Annotated in this window: 12 protein-coding genes; 1 reads left to right on the forward strand and 11 read right to left on the reverse strand. The window is 36.8% G+C overall.

Features of this window, described 5'->3' with window-relative positions:
* Nucleotides 1–206: 206 nt before the first annotated feature.
* The 8 genes from CHB80_RS01220 to CHB80_RS01255 form a co-directional block, all read right to left on the reverse strand.
* Entirely contained in the window at nt 207–2,033 is a 1,827-nt protein-coding gene (locus tag CHB80_RS01220; protein ID WP_089369618.1) for a cytochrome c oxidase subunit I, read from the reverse strand.
* Between the two features lie 38 nt (nt 2,034–2,071).
* Nucleotides 2,072–3,148, reverse strand: coding sequence for a cytochrome c oxidase subunit II (locus CHB80_RS01225; protein WP_089369619.1), 1,077 nt, complete (start codon nt 3,146–3,148; stop codon nt 2,072–2,074).
* A gap of 27 nt (nt 3,149–3,175) precedes the next feature.
* Entirely contained in the window at nt 3,176–4,546 is a 1,371-nt protein-coding gene (locus tag CHB80_RS01230) for a quinol:cytochrome C oxidoreductase (protein ID WP_089369620.1), read from the reverse strand.
* 33 nt (nt 4,547–4,579) lie between these two features.
* The gene (locus CHB80_RS01235; protein WP_089369621.1) at nt 4,580–5,269 is read right to left on the reverse strand and encodes a c-type cytochrome; all 690 of its coding nucleotides are present in this window, start codon (nt 5,267–5,269) and stop codon (nt 4,580–4,582) included.
* A gap of 9 nt (nt 5,270–5,278) precedes the next feature.
* Complete coding sequence (locus tag CHB80_RS01240) at nt 5,279–5,815, reverse strand: DUF3341 domain-containing protein (protein ID WP_089369622.1); 537 nt, start codon at nt 5,813–5,815, stop codon at nt 5,279–5,281.
* A gap of 1 nt (nt 5,816) precedes the next feature.
* Nucleotides 5,817–7,589: an NrfD/PsrC family molybdoenzyme membrane anchor subunit gene (gene nrfD, locus CHB80_RS01245; protein ID WP_089369623.1), complete on the reverse strand. Its 1,773-nt coding sequence runs from the start codon at nt 7,587–7,589 to the stop codon at nt 5,817–5,819.
* A 32-nt stretch (nt 7,590–7,621) separates the two neighbouring features.
* Nucleotides 7,622–10,690, reverse strand: coding sequence for a TAT-variant-translocated molybdopterin oxidoreductase (locus CHB80_RS01250; RefSeq protein ID WP_089369624.1), 3,069 nt, complete (start codon nt 10,688–10,690; stop codon nt 7,622–7,624).
* A gap of 76 nt (nt 10,691–10,766) precedes the next feature.
* On the reverse strand, nt 10,767–12,077 hold the full coding sequence (locus CHB80_RS01255; RefSeq protein ID WP_089369625.1) for a c-type cytochrome: 1,311 nt from the start codon (nt 12,075–12,077) through the stop codon (nt 10,767–10,769).
* A gap of 225 nt (nt 12,078–12,302) precedes the next feature.
* On the opposite strand from CHB80_RS01255, the gene CHB80_RS01260 reads away from it, so the two are divergent.
* Nucleotides 12,303–12,695, forward strand: a complete 393-nt coding sequence (locus CHB80_RS01260) for an SPOR domain-containing protein (RefSeq protein WP_089369626.1) — start codon at nt 12,303–12,305, stop codon at nt 12,693–12,695.
* 172 nt (nt 12,696–12,867) lie between these two features.
* Here the strand turns inward: CHB80_RS01260 and infB are convergent, their stop codons facing one another.
* The 3 genes from infB to rimP are packed head-to-tail and all read right to left on the reverse strand — an operon-like array spanning nt 12,868 to nt 17,433.
* Nucleotides 12,868–15,669: a translation initiation factor IF-2 gene (infB, locus tag CHB80_RS01265; protein WP_089369627.1), complete on the reverse strand. Its 2,802-nt coding sequence runs from the start codon at nt 15,667–15,669 to the stop codon at nt 12,868–12,870.
* Nucleotides 15,670–15,723: 54 nt separating this feature from the next.
* Nucleotides 15,724–16,956, reverse strand: coding sequence for a transcription termination factor NusA (gene nusA, locus CHB80_RS01270; protein WP_089369628.1), 1,233 nt, complete (start codon nt 16,954–16,956; stop codon nt 15,724–15,726).
* Between the two features lie 12 nt (nt 16,957–16,968).
* Nucleotides 16,969–17,433, reverse strand: coding sequence for a ribosome assembly cofactor RimP (gene rimP / locus CHB80_RS01275; RefSeq protein ID WP_089369629.1), 465 nt, complete (start codon nt 17,431–17,433; stop codon nt 16,969–16,971).
* Between the last annotated feature and the right edge of the window lie 95 nt (nt 17,434–17,528).

The following is a 17,528-nucleotide window of genomic DNA, read 5'->3' on the forward strand; positions in this document are numbered from 1 at the left end:
TCTCACAAACTTTATAACTAGCTTTCTTAAATCCACATTATGTAATAGAGAATCTATTCCGTCTTGTAACTACTGCAAAATATAGCATTACGTTATATTTTATTGCTGTTTCAACCTTCATAACGAAGTTCTATCACATAATGCGGGTTAAAACAAAAAACCCATTCTGATGAGAATGGGTTTTTGGAATATTTATATCACTTGTATTAGTGATTCATTTCTTCTTCATTGTCTTGCAATGGTATATGCTGTGGTGCAAAATCTTGACCTGGTATTACATAGTCAGATTCGTCCTTATTTAATTTACTATAATCATAAGCCCATCTGTGTACTTCAGGGATAGGTCCATCCCAGTTTCCGTGAATATGCTTTACTTCTGCAGTCCACTCTAATGTATTAGATTTCCAAGGGTTTTTCGGCCCTTTCTTACCATAGAACATAGAGTGAATAAAGTTGTATAAGAATACTAATTGCGCTGCTCCAGTAATTAATGCAAATATGGTAATAGCAACGTTTACATCAGAAAGATCGTCAAAATAAGGGAAAGCAGTATTTGTATAGTAACGTCTTGGAAGACCTGCCATACCAATAAAGTGCATTGGGAAGAAAATTCCATAAGCTCCTATAACGGTTACCCAAAAATGTACATATCCTAAATTCTTATTCATCATTTTCCCTTCAAACATTTTAGGGAACCAATGATATACTCCTGCAAATAATCCATACAATGCAGATATACCCATTACTAAGTGGAAGTGAGCTACTACAAAATAAGTATCATGCACATTAATATCTAATGTACTATCACCTAATATAATTCCTGTTAAACCTCCAGAGATAAATGTAGATACTAATCCAATAGAGAATAACATTGCAGGGTTAAATTGCAGATTTCCTTTCCAAAGTGTGGTGATATAGTTAAACGCTTTTACAGCAGAAGGAATCGCAATTAATAATGTTGTAAATGTAAATACTGACCCTAAGAAAGGATTCATTCCTGAGATAAACATGTGGTGACCCCAAACAATTGTAGATAAAAATGCAATTGCAAGAATAGAGGCAACCATGGCTCGATATCCAAAAATTGGCTTACGAGAGTTTGTAGCTATAATCTCTGATGTTATTCCTAAGGCTGGTAATAATACAATATATACTTCTGGATGTCCTAAGAACCAAAATAGGTGTTCAAATAATACTGGCGAACCTCCTGAGTTATGTAATACTTCTCCACCTATATAAATATCTGAAAGGAAGAAGGATGTTCCAAAACTCCTATCCATAATAAGCATTAATGCTGCAGATAATAAAACTGGGAATGATACTACTCCAATAATTGCAGTTACAAAAAACGCCCATATTGTAAGCGGAAGACGTGTCATTGTCATTCCTTTTGTACGTAAGTTTAATACGGTTACAATGTAGTTAAGAGAACCTAAAAGTGATGATGCAATAAATATTGCCATAGACACTAGCCATAAGGTCATCCCCATTCCTGATGAAGAAATACTATTAGGAAGTGCACTTAAAGGAGGATAGATTGTCCACCCTGCTGCTGCTGGTCCTGACTCTACAAAAAGAGAAAGTACCATGATGATTGAAGAAAGGAAAAACAACCAGTAAGATATCATGTTTAAGAATCCTGACGCCATATCTCTAGCTCCAATCTGTAATGGAATTAATAGGTTACTAAATGTTCCACTAAGACCTGCTGTTAATACAAAGAATACCATGATCGTACCATGTATTGTAATAAGCGCAAGATATACGTTAGGATCCATTACTCCATCTTTACCCCAATCACCTAACAATACTTCATAAATAGTAAATTTATGATCAGGCCAAGCCAATTGTAAACGGAAAAGTAACGACATTGCGATACCAATAATACCCATGATCAAACCAGTTATTAAATACTGCTTTGAAATCATTTTATGATCTGTACTAAAGATATACTTTGTTACAAATGTTTCTTTATGATGATGATGTCCGTGATCGTCGTGTGCGTGATCTAATCCTGCTGCGTGTGCTGACATAATCTTAATACTTTATACTTAAGTTAGTTTTCTTTTTCTTATTCGTTATTAGCGGCTATACTCTTTCCAAATGTTTTTTGTTGCGCCATCCAAGCATCATACTCTTCTTGCGTTTCAACAACAATCTTCATTTGCATATTGTAGTGTGATGCACCACAAATTTTATTACATAGCAAATAATAGTCAAATTCGTTATACTCATCGATTTCACCATTTCCATCGGCAAGAGACTTTTTGTTCTTCTCTCTTCTAATTTCTTTAATCACCTGCATCTTATCTTTCATGTACTGTGTCTCACGAATTTCAGCAGTTGTTTTTGAAGGTGTAAATGAGAATTGTGTAATCATACCTGGAACTACGTTCATTTGTGCACGGAAGTGAGGCATGTATGCAGAGTGTAATACATCTTGTGATCTTAATTTAAAGATTACTTGACGTCCAACAGGCAAATGTAATTCTGATGTAATCACATCATCCATTGCATCTTGGTCACTCATATCTACTCCTACTGTATTTGCTCCTTCTATAAAACGCACATTTGCATTTCCTAAAATATTATCTTCTCCAGCATAACGAGCTTCCCATGCAAAACGCTTTGCATATAGTTCTACTACAATAGCATCTTCTTCTTCTTCAAAGTTCATGATATCAGACCATGTAAATAGTCCATAAATGATAAGACCTGCAAGAACAACAACTGGAATAATTGTCCATATAAATTCTAACTTATCATTATCTGCATAAAATAATGCGCGATTCCCTTTTTTACCTTGATACTTGTATGCAAAGTAATGAAGTAATGCTTGTGTGATTACTTGCACTACCATAATAAGTGCAAGTGATATAAACATTAATGTATCATAACTAGAACCATGCTCTGAAGATGCTTCTGGCAAGTAAAACTTACTATAATTCCAGAAACAATATATTGTTATAAAATACATGAAGATAAGGAACATAATCATCAACTTCCCGTTAACACGGTTGTCCTTATCATTTGCTATTTGTCCGTTCTCACTATTCCCTTTAAGTTGAGACAACTTAAAGATTTTTGACATTTGCCAAATTGTAACTACAAATAGAATTACTACGATGAGTGCTAATAAACCTGTCATTGCTTTCTAACTTCTTTTATCTATATTCTAATAGTGAAAATGTTTACTTTCTTCAATAAGCGGGTTACGCTTAGGCTCTAATGGACGTTTTGAAAGTGATCTAAATACCACAAAAATGAACAATCCAAGGAAGAATAATAATGATCCTATTTCAACAAAACCAAACGACCAAGACTTCCCTACAGTTGCTGGCATAACCATATTAAATAAATCTACATAGTGTCCCAGTAAAATTACAATACCTGCCATCACCACAAACCAATTTACTCGTTTGAAATCACTATTCATTAATAATAATAATGGGAAAACGAAATTCATACCTAACATTGCAAAGAAAGGAAGGTTGTAATCTTCTATTCTTGTAATAAAGTAGGTTACCTCTTCTGGAATATTCGAATACCAGATAAGCATAAACTGAGAGAACCAAAGGTATGTCCAGAAAATACTAAAAGCGAACATAAACTTTGCTAAATCATGAATATGACTATCATTTACTTGTTTTAAATATCCTTGAGATTTCAATACGATCGTTACTAATGCTATTGTTGTAATAGCGCATACCATCATTCCCGCAAATACATACCATCCAAATAAGGTACTAAACCAGTGTGGATCTAATGACATAATCCAATCCCAAGACATGATTGATTCTGTGTATATAAAGAATACAAGAAACATTGCTGCAGCCTTAAAAGATTTTTTGTGCCATCTGTTATCAGTTGCTTCATCTTGATTCTTACTAAACTTTAAAGCAAAATATCTATAAAGGTTCCAACCTATAATAAAGAATGCGGCTCTTCCTAAGAAAAAAGGAATATTTAAGTATCCTGATTTACCATCTATTAATTTATCATAATGAGCATTATCTGGATCTGTTATACCTTCAGCCATCCAATGAAACATATGATTTACATGAGAACTTGATAAGCATAGTAATATAAACATGATAATACTACCTGGTAATAAGTAAGCAGTAATCCCTTCCATTACTCGAAGTACTAATGGTGACCAACCTGCTTGTGATGCATATTGTATTGCATAAAAAGCAAGACAAGCTAATGCTATCATAAAGAAGAAGAATGCTGCAATATATATAGCAGACCAAGGCTTATTTTGATACTGTCCTAATACGTGCTCATTATGTTCTTCTGGAGTCATTTCGTGACCTCCCTCACTGTGAGAAGATGTTTCTCCATGAGCAGCAGCCTCCCCATGACCATTGTCATGTGTTGCTTCTGTTTCGTGACCTCCTCCGTGACCATCACCATGTGCAGCTTCCATAGCGGCTACTTCTTCTGTAGTGCTAGGTAAATTATAATAATCTACTGCAAACAATATCGCACCAACAGCCATAAAAATAAATGCTGTAAGTTTTAAGTTTTTAGATAATGTATACATATCTTTCTGTTATCGCTTTTTCAGTTAGTGTGTTTAGTGCTCTGTACCGTGATCTTCTTTAATAGTAGTATGTTCATCAGTATCATGACTTCCTTCATTGTCATGAGTTTCTTCTACATGAATTTCTTCTTCTACTACATCGTATGCACGAGGTTCTTTCTTATCTAATTTATCTTTTAGAGACATTACATAATGATCTACCATCCACATCTCTTCTTCAGTCATTTGAGAAGCGTAAGATCCCATCGTATTAATTCCATAATACATCACGTGATAAACACTTCCTTCAGTAATTGCTCTACCTTCATCATTATATGCTGGTACACCTAGTATCTTTTCACGCTCTACAAGTGTCCCATTACCATCTCCTTTTTTACCATGGCAAATACCACAATAAATATCATAAAGCTCTTGTCCTTTTGCTTCAGTTTCTTCTGTAAAAGGGAGTTTATTTTTAAGATTTGCTTTTGCAAACTCTTTCCCTTCATTGGTGTTTTCTATCTCGTAAGGCATCCATCCCCTAGCAATTGAGCCTTCTGCTGGTTTCATAGCAGATGATCCACCTGTTACAGTTTCAAATACTTCGTAATCACCATAGGTTTCATACCCCGCTGATTCATACATATTAGGCATATACTGATAGTTAGGCTTATTATCTTCCTGACAAGAACCTAAACTTATAATGGCAATAAGTACGATAGCTATTTTGAATATATTCTTCATTGCGTATCCTTATTCTTCGTTTGCTACTAAATTAATTTCTGTTGCTCCAGTTCCTACTAGAAAATCTGCTAGTTCTTGAGCATCGTGTCCTGATGCATCAATTTCCATTAAGAAATGATCATCTGTTGTACGTACATCTGGGTTTTCTGCTTTCTTAAACGGCCAAAGTCTACTACGCATATAAAAAGTAATAACCATTAAATGGGCCGCAAAAAACACTGTAAGTTCAAACATAATAGGAACAAATGCTGGCATATTTTCTATATAACTAAAGCTAGGCTTACCTCCAATATTCTGAGGCCAATCTTCAATCATAATGAAGTTCATCATTGTAATAGCAACTGTAAGTCCAACACATCCATACATAAATGCAGTAATGGCTAATTTTGTAGGAGCTAATCCCATTGCTTTATCAAGTCCGTGCACAGGAAACGGAGTGTACACCTCATTTATATGTAAGTGCTTCTTCTTTGCTTCCTTAACGGCGTTCATTAAAACGTCGTCATCTGTATAAAGTGCGTGTATAACGTGTGATCCCGTACTCATACTAGTTGTTATTAAGTTTTGCTGCCTGTCCTGCCCAATCATCGCGTTCTGCTCTTCCTGGGAATGAACCTGTAATACTATCTAAAAGGTCGTACTCTCTTTGAGTCATTTTTGCTACTTGAGCAAATGTGAAGATACCAAGCTCATTAAGCTTTTCTTCCATTTTTGGACCAATACCATTTATCTTCTTAAGATCATCTGCTTGTTGTGTACTTGCATCAAAGATTCCAAGTGAACCAACAAGATCTTCAACACTACCTGAAGGAGGCTCAACTAATGGTTGTCCATCATCCAGTTTTTGTGTTGCTACTATTGTTTCGTGATCTCCTAGATTTATTTTTACAGGACCGCCTGAAGTACGTGGATCAGCACCCGTACCTAATAATGATTGTCCAGATTCTCTTAAATTCTTATAACGCTCACCAGAAGACTTCATAATTGTTTTTACTTCTGCTTGTGCAATTACAGGGAATGTACGTGCATACAACAAGAAGAGTACAAAGAAGAATCCAATAGTTCCTATAAAGATTCCTATATCTACAAATGTAGGTGAGAACATTGTCCAAGAAGATGGAAGGTAATCACGGTGAAGTGATGTTACAATAATCACAAAACGCTCAAACCACATCCCTATATTTACTACAATTGAAATTACAAATGAGAACATAATACTTCTTCTCAATTTAGGGAACCACATAAATTGTGGTGAGAATACATTACAGATCATCATACTCCAGTATGCCCAAGCATAAGGTCCTGTAGCACGATTTAAGAATGCATATTGCTCATACTCTACTCCAGAATACCATGACATAAATAGCTCCGTAATATAAGCTACCCCTACGATAGAACCCGTAATCATAATGACGATGTTCATCAACTCAATATGCTGTAATGTAATATAGTTTTCTAAATTAGACACTTTACGCATTACAATAAGTAATGTATTTACCATTGCAAATCCTGAGAATACCGCTCCTGCAACAAAGTAAGGAGGGAATATTGTGGTATGCCATCCAGGAATTACTGAGGTTGCGAAGTCAAAAGATACAATAGTGTGTACAGAAAGTACCAGTGGTGTTGCAAGACCTGCAAGTACTAGAGATACTTCCTCAAAACGTTGCCAATCTTTAGCACGTCCAGACCATCCAAATGATAATAAACTATATATTTTCTTTTGAAAAGGCTTTACTGCACGATCACGTATCATTGCAAAATCAGGAAGTAACCCTGTCCACCAGAATACTAATGAAACCGATAGATATGTTGATATTGCAAATACATCCCAAAGAAGTGGTGAATTAAAGTTTACCCATAAAGAACCAAATTGATTTGGAATAGGTAATACCCAGTATGCTAACCAAGGACGTCCCATGTGAATGATTGGGAATAATCCTGCCTGAACTACTGAGAAGATAGTCATCGCCTCTGCAGAACGGTTAATCGCCATACGCCACTTCTGACGGAAAAGTAATAATACCGCCGAAATCAGTGTTCCTGCGTGACCGATACCTACCCACCATACAAAGTTGGTAATATCCCAAGCCCATCCTACAGTTTTATTAAGACCCCAACTACCTATACCGTTTGATATGGTATAAATAATACAGCCTATTCCCCACAGAAATGCAGCTAAAGCAATAGTAAATACTATCCACCAAGATTTATTTGCACGCCCTTCTACAGGAGCTGCAACGTCTAAAGTTACATCGTGATATGTTTTATCGCCGGTAACTAGTGGTCTTCGTATAGGTGCTTCGTAATGCGCCATAATCCTATATAATTAGTTCTTTTGATTAGTTATTTTTATGCTTCTTTTGTATTTCTCACTTTCGTTTGGTAGAATACATTTGGTTTTGTTCCTACGCTTTCAAGTAAGTGATACATTCTATCATCTTGTGATTGGTGATACACCTCACTAGACTTATCATTTACATCTCCAAAGGTTAATGCTCCACTTGTACATGCATTTGAACATGCTGTTGCAAACTCTCCATCTTTGATCTCACGACCATCACGCTTAGCATCTAGAATTGTTTTTTGTGTCATTTGCATACACATAGAACATTTCTCCATAACCCCACGAGAACGTACTGTCACATCAGGATTAATTACCATACGCCCAAGGTCATTATTCATATAATAATCAAACTCATCATTACCATTATATAAGAACCAGTTGAAACGACGTACTTTATAAGGACAGTTGTTTGCACAATAACGTGTACCTACACAACGGTTATACGCCATATGGTTTTGACCTTGACGACCGTGTGATGTTGCAGCTACTGGACATACAGTCTCACAAGGAGCATGATTACAGTGCTGACACATTACTGGCTGGAATGCTACTTGTGGATTTGCAGCCGGATCTTCCATTTCTCCAAATCCGCCTAAAGATCCATTTTCACCCCATAGACCATCCATATCATCTTTCTGCTGATCATCACCTGCAAACGTATTATTAGAAGAGTAATATCTATCTATACGTAACCAATGCATATCACGGCTACGACGTACTTCAGATTTTCCTACTACAGGAACATTATTTTCAGCATGACAAGCGATGACACAAGCTCCACATCCAGTACATGCATTTAAATCTATTCCTAGATTAAAATGATGTCCTATAGAACGATCAAACTCATCCCAAAGATCTACTTCTGGAGAAGTTACTTCATACTCTTGATGATCTTTAGATACTGTAGGAACTGCATTCCAAAAACTTTTATCTTTAGTATTAAAGATCTCAAGTCTTGTTTCTTTTACAATATCACCACGCCCCATTAAGGTATTGTGTAATTGTATTACAGCAAACTCATGCATTCCATCTACTTTATCAATAGAAACACCTCCTTGTGTCATACTACCATTAAGCATTAATGGATATGCATTTACACCTGTTTGCATTTCTTCTTGAATAGACGTTGTTCTACCATAACCAACAGCAAGACCAATAGATCCTTTTGCTTGACCAGGCTGCACCATTACAGGAGCAATTAAAGAAACTCCATTTACAGTTATTTTTGCAAGGGTTCCATTTAAACCTCCATTAGCATCATGGCGTGCTTCTGTAAAGAATGTGCTACGATCTAACCATAGTCCTTTATCTTTAGCATCAGCTTCAGACATAGTAATGTAGTTATCCCAGGTAGCTCTTGTAATAGGATCTGGCATCTCTTGCAACCAAGGATTGTTTGCTTGATTACCATCTCCCATTGATGTTTTTGTATATAAGGTCAATTCAAAACCTCCACCTTGGAACGTTGTTGAAGCACCTGCATCTTCCGTTATGGAAGTATCTGTATTTGTTGAAACCGCTTTCGCGAAAGCGTCTGTCATCACAACCCCATCATGTACCGCTTTATTAAAAGAGATACCTGCATTGGTCATTGTAGACTTCATGTAATCATAATAAGACTGATCACTCTCCATCCACTTTAATAAACTGTCTTGGAATTGTCTTGTATCGAATAAAGGACGAATTGTAGGTTGTGTAATACTTACCTCTCCTTGCTTGATTTGAACATCACCCCATGCCTCAAGATAATGAGGAACTGGCGCAATATGTGTTGCTACAGAAGCTGTTTCATCTGCACGCATAGAACACGCTACAGACACTGCTACTTTAGCAAGTCCTGTATTAAATGCCGCTGCATTAGGAAGTGTGTATGAAGGATTTACTCCAGCCATCACTAACATTCCTACACTTCCAGCATTCATATCTTTAATAAGCTGATTTACCTTGCGGATATCTCCAGAACGCGTCATTCTTGGAGCAGCAACATCTATCACCTCACTGTTTGCATTTACTTCTAACGCTTTAGTTTGAGAAGGCACATCTTGTAATCCTGTTACAACAATACCCTTACTACCTGCAGCTCTTAGTTCACTTATCGCGGCACTAACAGCTTTCTTTGCATGCTCAGGAACTCCAGACATTGAACCTCCAGCCAACGCGCTTAATATTGCTTTCTGCTGAGAAGGTGTTACAGGAACACGCACATCTGCATTAGCTCCCGACAGTGACATATTTGCCTCAAACTGGAAATGACGAGACATCTTACCTTCTGTAGGAATACGTCCTTTTGCATATCCGGCATCATAGCCTCCACCATTCCAATCTCCTAAGAAATCTGCTCCTACAGACACTATCACTTCTGCTTTTGAGAAGTCATAATCTGCAAGGGCACGCACACCATACTTTACTTCGAAAGCATCTAGTGCAAATTGCTCTCCTACTGCATCATATGCAACATGAGAAACATTTGGATATTTTTCTACAAACTCAGCAATAAGCTTATCAGTAGAAGGACTTGCAAATGTTTGTGTTAATAACACTACTTGCTTCCCACTATTTAGCTGCGCCATCACGCCTGTATCAATATCACTCCAAGAAACTGCCTCACCAGAAGCAGTTGGCCCTTGTGCACGATTTTGATCATACATAGACAACACAGAAGCGTGCACACGAGCATTTGCTCCGTACCCAGCTTTTGCTAGTTTATTATTTTCAATCTTTATAGGTCTTCCTTCACGAGTTTTTACAAGCACACTTGCAAAATCAAATCCATCTGCGATTGTAGATGCATAATAATCTGCAACTCCAGGAACAATCTGTTCTGGCTGCACTACATAAGGAATGGATTTCTTAACAGGACCTTCACAAGCCGCAAGTGATGCTGCTGCTGTAGTGAAACCTACGTACTTTAAGAAGTCACGACGTGTTGTTTGAGACGTTTCTAAGGTTTCTTTATCACCTAAAAACTCATCCGTCGGAATTTCTTCTACAAACTCATTCTGTCTTAGTGTTTCAACTAACGGACTTCCGTTTAGCTCATCGACACTTTTCCAGTATTTCTTGTTTGATGACATATAATTGATTTTATACTATTTGCACCTCGCTATGCTCAGTGACCTTATATTATACTAATTTAAAGTGGCGTCCTTATTAATAATGACATTTACCACACTCAAGACCGCCCATTTGAGCTGCCGTAAGTTTATCAACTCCGTACTTTTTAGAAAGTTGCTCGTGTATCTTTTCGTAATACGCGTTTCCTTCTACTTTTACGTTTGTATCACGGTGACAGTTAATACACCAACCCATTGTAAGTGGTGAATGCTGCTCCATAATCTCCATCTCCTCTACAGGACCGTGACATTTCTGACATTCTACACCAGCGACACTTACATGCTGCGAGTGATTGAAATATGCAAAATCTGGAAGGTTATGAATACGAACCCACTCTACAGGTTTTGTCTCTCCTGTATACGATTGTGTAGCTTCATCCCAACCTACAGCGTCATATAATTTTTTAATCTCGTCATTATAATTAACTCCATATTCACTCTTACCTTCTGCTTGTGTAGCATCAGCAACTTCACTAATAGATTTATGACAGTTCATACAAACATTAAGCGAAGGTATCCCTGAATGCTTACTCACTCTTGCAGAAGAGTGACAATATTTACAATCTATCTCGTTATCACCTGCGTGAATTCTATGTGAATAGTGAATTGGCTGCACAGGAGCATATCCTTGATCAACGCCTACTTGAGACATCCATCCATATGCAAAGTATGCACTTCCTAAAAGAAGAAAGATCACAGACACTAATACTAAGAATTGATTTTCAACAAAAGCTTTCCAGATTGGCTTACGACCTTCTTTTTCCTCTACCTCTATCCCTTGTGCTTCTGCAAACTTCTTAAGTGTATTATTTACAATAAACAATACAGCTACAAGAAGCAGTAACACCAATCCTAAAATAGAAAGGATAATCTCATTAGAGACACCATCGCCTCCACCTCCACCTCCTCCTTTGCAGGATTCTGGATTTGCAATACACGGATCAATAGGCTCCGGCTTTTCAGTATTGGTATACGCAAGGATATTACTAATATCTGCATCAGTAAGTGCAGGAAAAGGATTCATAACTTGCCCTCCATTTTCTTCATACACTTTTACAGCTCTAGCATCTCCTGCCTTAACAAGCGCTTGTGAGTTTCTTATCCATTTTCCTAACCACTCATAATCTTCATCATACCTCTGAACCACATCATAAAGAGCAGGCCCAGTAGCTTTCTTGTACAATTTGTGACAAGCAGCACATTGCGTTTTAAATAATGCTTTCCCAGCATCTGCATCGCCAGTAGCGGCATCTATTTGAGCAAAAAGGGAAGAAGAAAAAGCGAGCAAGAATGCTGCGCATAATGTGATAATTCTCGAAAATGAGTTACGGCGATTCACCTGTATCATAATTGGTATTGAATTAGCTTCAAAAATTTGGCACGATTATTACAATATAACTGCTGTTAATAAACTGTTAACCGAGCGCTTCAAATCGTATGCAAAAATAATACTTAGAAGTCATTTTTGAAGAATGCAAAAGCGCTAGTTTTTAATTTATAATTATTCTAAATAACAAATTATTCTATTTTTCGTTTATTCATTTACCTTTGCCATGCAAATTATATTTTTAAGATGAGAATACACCCTAATATTAAAGCACTTACATTATTCGTTTTTCTGTCTTTTTACGCTTTCGCGAAAGCGCAAACAGCACAAGTAAACGTTTCTCAAGATGCAAAAATTCCACAATTACTTGAATTAAAGAATGAATTAAGCAACGACAACGAACTAGGAGACCACTATAAAATCCAGATCTATTCTGGAAATTCTGCGCAAGCTGGAACCATGCTTAAACGATTTAGAAATAAAGTAGGTACTTGGAAATCAGATATAGAATATGAAACACCTAACTATAAAGTATGGGTAGGCAGTTTCAGAAACAGACTTGAAGCAGACAGAGCCCTTATAGAAATCAAAAAGGAATTCCCTAATGCGTTAATCTTTAAACCAGACGTAAAGAGATAACAGAATAACATTAAAGCAAACTACATTAGAGCAAGACTAAGAGGCATTTATACAAAACTGAATTTTAACACAAATCTCAGATTATTAAATCCTTTGGCGGCGCCAATAAAGTACACTAAAAAAGCCTTTCTAATAATTTAGAAAGGCTTTCTTTTATTTATGATAAACTTAATTATTTAAGTTTTTTCTTAACAGCTACTTCTTGGAAGGCTTCGATTACATCATCAATCTTGATATCATTGTAGTTTTTAATTTGCATACCACAATCATATCCTTTACTCACTTCCTTCACATCATCTTTAAAACGCTTAAGCGTTGCTAATTCACCCGTATATACAACAACAGCGTCACGTATAATACGGATATTAGAGTTTCTAAAGATCTTACCATTAGTTACCATACAACCTGCAATGGTTCCAACTTTAGAGATCTTGAAGGTCTCTCGTATCTCCGCCGTACCTGTGATCTCTTCACGCATCTCAGGAGACAACATTCCCTCCATTGCATCTTTAAGATCATTAATTGCATCGTATATAATTGAATACATACGGATATCGATTTCTTCTTTATCTGCTACCTGTCTAGCATTACCAGCAGGCCTTACATTAAATCCGATAATAATCGCATCAGATGCTGAAGCAAGAAGCACATCACTTTCTGTAATTGCCCCTACTCCTTTATGTATAATATTTACTGCAATCTCTTCTGTAGATAGTTTTTGGAAACTATCAGTAAGTGCCTCTACAGAACCATCCACATCTCCCTTAAGGATAATGTTAAGTTCTTTAAAGTCTCCAAGTGCAATACGTCTTCCTATTTCATCTAATGTAATATGACGTTGTGTACGAACATTTTGCTCACGCTGTAATTGTGTACGCTTAGAAGCAATATCTTTTGCTTCACGCTCATCATCCATTACATTGAATTTGTCACCTGCTTGTGGCGCTCCATCAAGACCTAATACAGATACTGGCGTAGATGGTCCAGCTTCTTTAATTTTCTTACCACGCTCATCATGCATTGCCTTCACCTTACCTGAACATGTACCTGCTAGAAGATAATCTCCCACACGTAATGTTCCTCCTTGCACAAGCACCGTAGAAACATATCCACGTCCTTTATCCAAGAAAGCTTCCACTACTGTACCTGTAGCATTTTTCTTAGGATTTGCTTTAAGCTCTAGCAATTCAGCTTCTAGTAATACTTTTTCAAGAAGTTCATTTACTCCAAGACCCGTTTTGGCAGAAATATCATGAGATTGAATTTTACCTCCCCAATCTTCAACTAATAAATTCATACCAGCTAATCCTTCTTTAATCTTATCAGGATTTGCCGTAGGTAAGTCTACTTTATTAATAGCAAACACAATAGGAACATTAGCTGCTTGCGCATGAGCTATTGCTTCTTTTGTTTGCGGCATAATATCATCATCTGCAGCAACTACAATAACAGCTATATCTGTTACTTGAGCTCCACGAGCACGCATCGCTGTAAAGGCTTCGTGACCTGGTGTATCTAAGAATGCTATTTTCTGACCGCTTTCTAGAGTCACTCCATACGCACCAATATGCTGCGTAATTCCTCCACTTTCTCCAGCAATTACATTTTCACTACGCACATAATCAAGGAAAGATGTCTTACCATGATCTACGTGACCCATTACTGTTACAATAGGAGCTCTTTCTAATAAATCTTCAGGAGCATCTTCTACTTCTACAATAGCTTCTTCTAGATCTGCAGTTACAAACTCTACTGTGTATCCAAATTCATCAGCAACAATAGTAAGTGTTTCAGCATCTAAACGCTGATTCATCGTTACCATCATCCCTAAAGACATACATGCTGAAATAATACCTGTAACAGGTACATCCATCATAATAGCAACCTCACTTACCGTAACAAATTCTGTTACTTTAAGGATTTTACTTTCTATTTCTTGAGCTGCAAGTTCACCTTCCGTTTTTTGACGGTGCTGATCTCTTTTATCTCTACGATATTTTGCTCCTTTACCTTTATTAGATTTCCCTTGAAGTTTTTCAAGAGTTTCTCTAATTTGCTTTTGTACTTCTTCTTCAGTAGGCTCTACTTTAGCAACCGCTGGTTTACGTTTATTATTTCCACCTCGGTTACCTCCTTGTCTATTACCACCTTGTCTATTGCCTCCTTGCCTATTATTACCTCCTTGACCTGAATTATTATTACCTCCAGGTTTAGAAATACGCTTACGACGCTTTTTCTTAGCATCTTCTGCACTTTCTTTTTTCTTTTTCTCAGGTTTTTTAAACTGAGTAAGATCAATCTTTTGTCCTGTAAAATTAGGTCCGTCTAATTTCTTATAATCGGTCTTAAGAACTTCATCTCCTAATCTAACTGGAGTTTCGGCAGCGGCTTCAGTTTTTGGAGTTTCTTTCTTAGGAGCCTCTTTTTTAGGCGTTTCTTTTTTAACGGGAGCTACCTCTTTTTTCACAACAGGCTTCTCCTCTACTTTTACAACCTTTTCTTCCTTAACAGGTTGTTCAGGAGCAGCCTCTTCTTTCTTAGGAGTTTCCTCTACAGGTTGTTTTACCTCAGCAGCTTCTTCTTTTTTAGGCTCTTCCTTTTTTTCTTCAGGCTGAGCTTTATTTGATTGATCAAGATCGATTTTTCCTACCTGCTTTGGACCACTAAGGCTTGCTTTCGCTTTTACAACTTCAGGTTTTTTAGACTCGTGCTTTGCCTCGATTTCTTCTTCTCGAGCAATACGCAATGCCTCCTTCTCCTTAAGCTTTTCTACAGCGACTTCCTTAGAAGCTACTTTCTTACTAGCGTCTGTCTGAAACTCATCCGAAAGTACATTATAAATCTCTTGAGAGATTTTTGTAGTCGGACGCGCCTCTATCTCGATACCTTTAGAGTTTAGATGCTCCACGGCACGATCTAGAGAGATATTGAGCTCCCTTAACACCTTATTTAATCGCATTGTTGCTGCTGCCATAAACTGCTTTAATTTATTCTTTTCCTACCCCTTATATATTACGAGCAGGCATTGTTATTCTTCAAACTCTTCTTTGAGAATGCGCATCACATCAAGAACAGTTTCCTCTTCCAAGTCCGTACGTCTTACTAAATCATCTACATCTTGTTCTAAGATACTTCTAGCAGTATCAAATCCAATTTTTGCAAATGCTTCAATAATCCATCCTTCGATCTCATCAGAGAATTCTGTAAGCTCTACATCTTCTTCTACCCCTTCACGATATACATCAATCTCATATCCTGTCAATTGTCCTGCAAGACGAATATTATGTCCTCCACGTCCAATTGCTTTACTCACTTCTTCTGGCTTAAGGTATACTTGAGCCGTTTTATTTTCATCATCTAGCTTTAAACTAGTGATACGTGCCGGACTTAACGCACGGCTTATATATAGATTAAGATTATTTGTATAATTAATCACATCTATATTTTCATTTCCTAATTCACGTACAATTCCATGGATACGAGATCCTTTCATCCCCACACAAGCTCCTACTGGATCTATACGATCGTCATACGAATCTACGGCTACTTTTGCTTTTTCACCTGGAATTCGCACTACTTTTTTAATGGTAATTAAGCCATCAAACACTTCTGGTATTTCCGATTCAAATAATTTCTCCAGAAATATAGGTGCCGTACGCGACATAACTATAGAAGGTTTATTCCCTTTTAACTCTACGCTTTCAATGACTCCTCTTACATTCTCTCCTTTTCTAAAGAAGTCAGATGGAATCTGGCGATCTTTAGGAAGTATAATTTCATTTCCTTCGTCATCTAGCAAGATGATTGCTCTATGTCTTATATGGTGTACTTCTGCTGTATACAATTCACCTTCAAGCTCTTTAAAGTGCTTATAGATATTTGTATTATCATGCTCATGAATCTTACTTATTAAGTTTTGGCGTAGTGCTAAAATAGAACGGCGCCCTAAATCAATAAGTTTCACTTCTTCAGACACATCTTCACCTACTTCAAAATCTTCTTCAATTTTGCGTGCATTTGTAAGTGATATTTCTGCATTATCATCTTCTACTTCTCCATCTGCCACCACAACACGGTTACGCCAGATTTCAAGATCTCCTTTATCAGGATTAATAATAATATCAAAATTATCGTCACTTCCAAAACGTCTTTTCAACGTGCTCCTAAAGACATCCTCTAAGATAGCCATAAGAGTTACACGATCTATTAATTTATCGTCCTTAAATTCCGAAAAAGAATCGATTAACGCTAAATTCTCCATATCAACATATTGTTAAAATTTAATCATCACTTTTGCTTCTACTATATTTTCATAAGGAATCACTTCTGTTTTTTGAACAGTCACTTTTCCTTTACCAACAGGTTTAGGCTCTCTAGCTTTCCAAGTTAGCGTCACATTTTCATCTGTGGCTTCTGCTAACGTTCCTTCTAATTTTGCACCTGTTGTTGTTTTCACTTCCAGAGAACGTCCTATATTTTTTTTATACTGCCTTTTTTGCTGAAGAGGCGTTGTAGCTCCAACAGACATTACTTCCAAAGAAAAATCTTCTTCTTCTCGATCTAGATTGTGCTCTACTTTTCTACTTACAGCAATACAATCCTGAACGGTAACACCTTGATCACCATCTATTGTGACCTTAATTTCATTGTTACCTTGTATGTCTAAACTTATCAAAAAAAGGGCTGGATTTTCATCCATTGCTTCTTGAAGGAGTTGGGTTACTTTTTCTCTCAACATCTTAGCCTATAAAAAGAGGGGACCGCTGTCCCCTCAATACTCGTTTCTTTCAATGGTGCAAATGTAATACAAATTATCCATTTATAAAAGTCCAT

Source organism: Dokdonia pacifica (genome assembly GCF_900188275.1).
GTDB classification, from domain to species: Bacteria; Bacteroidota; Bacteroidia; order Flavobacteriales; family Flavobacteriaceae; genus Dokdonia; species Dokdonia pacifica.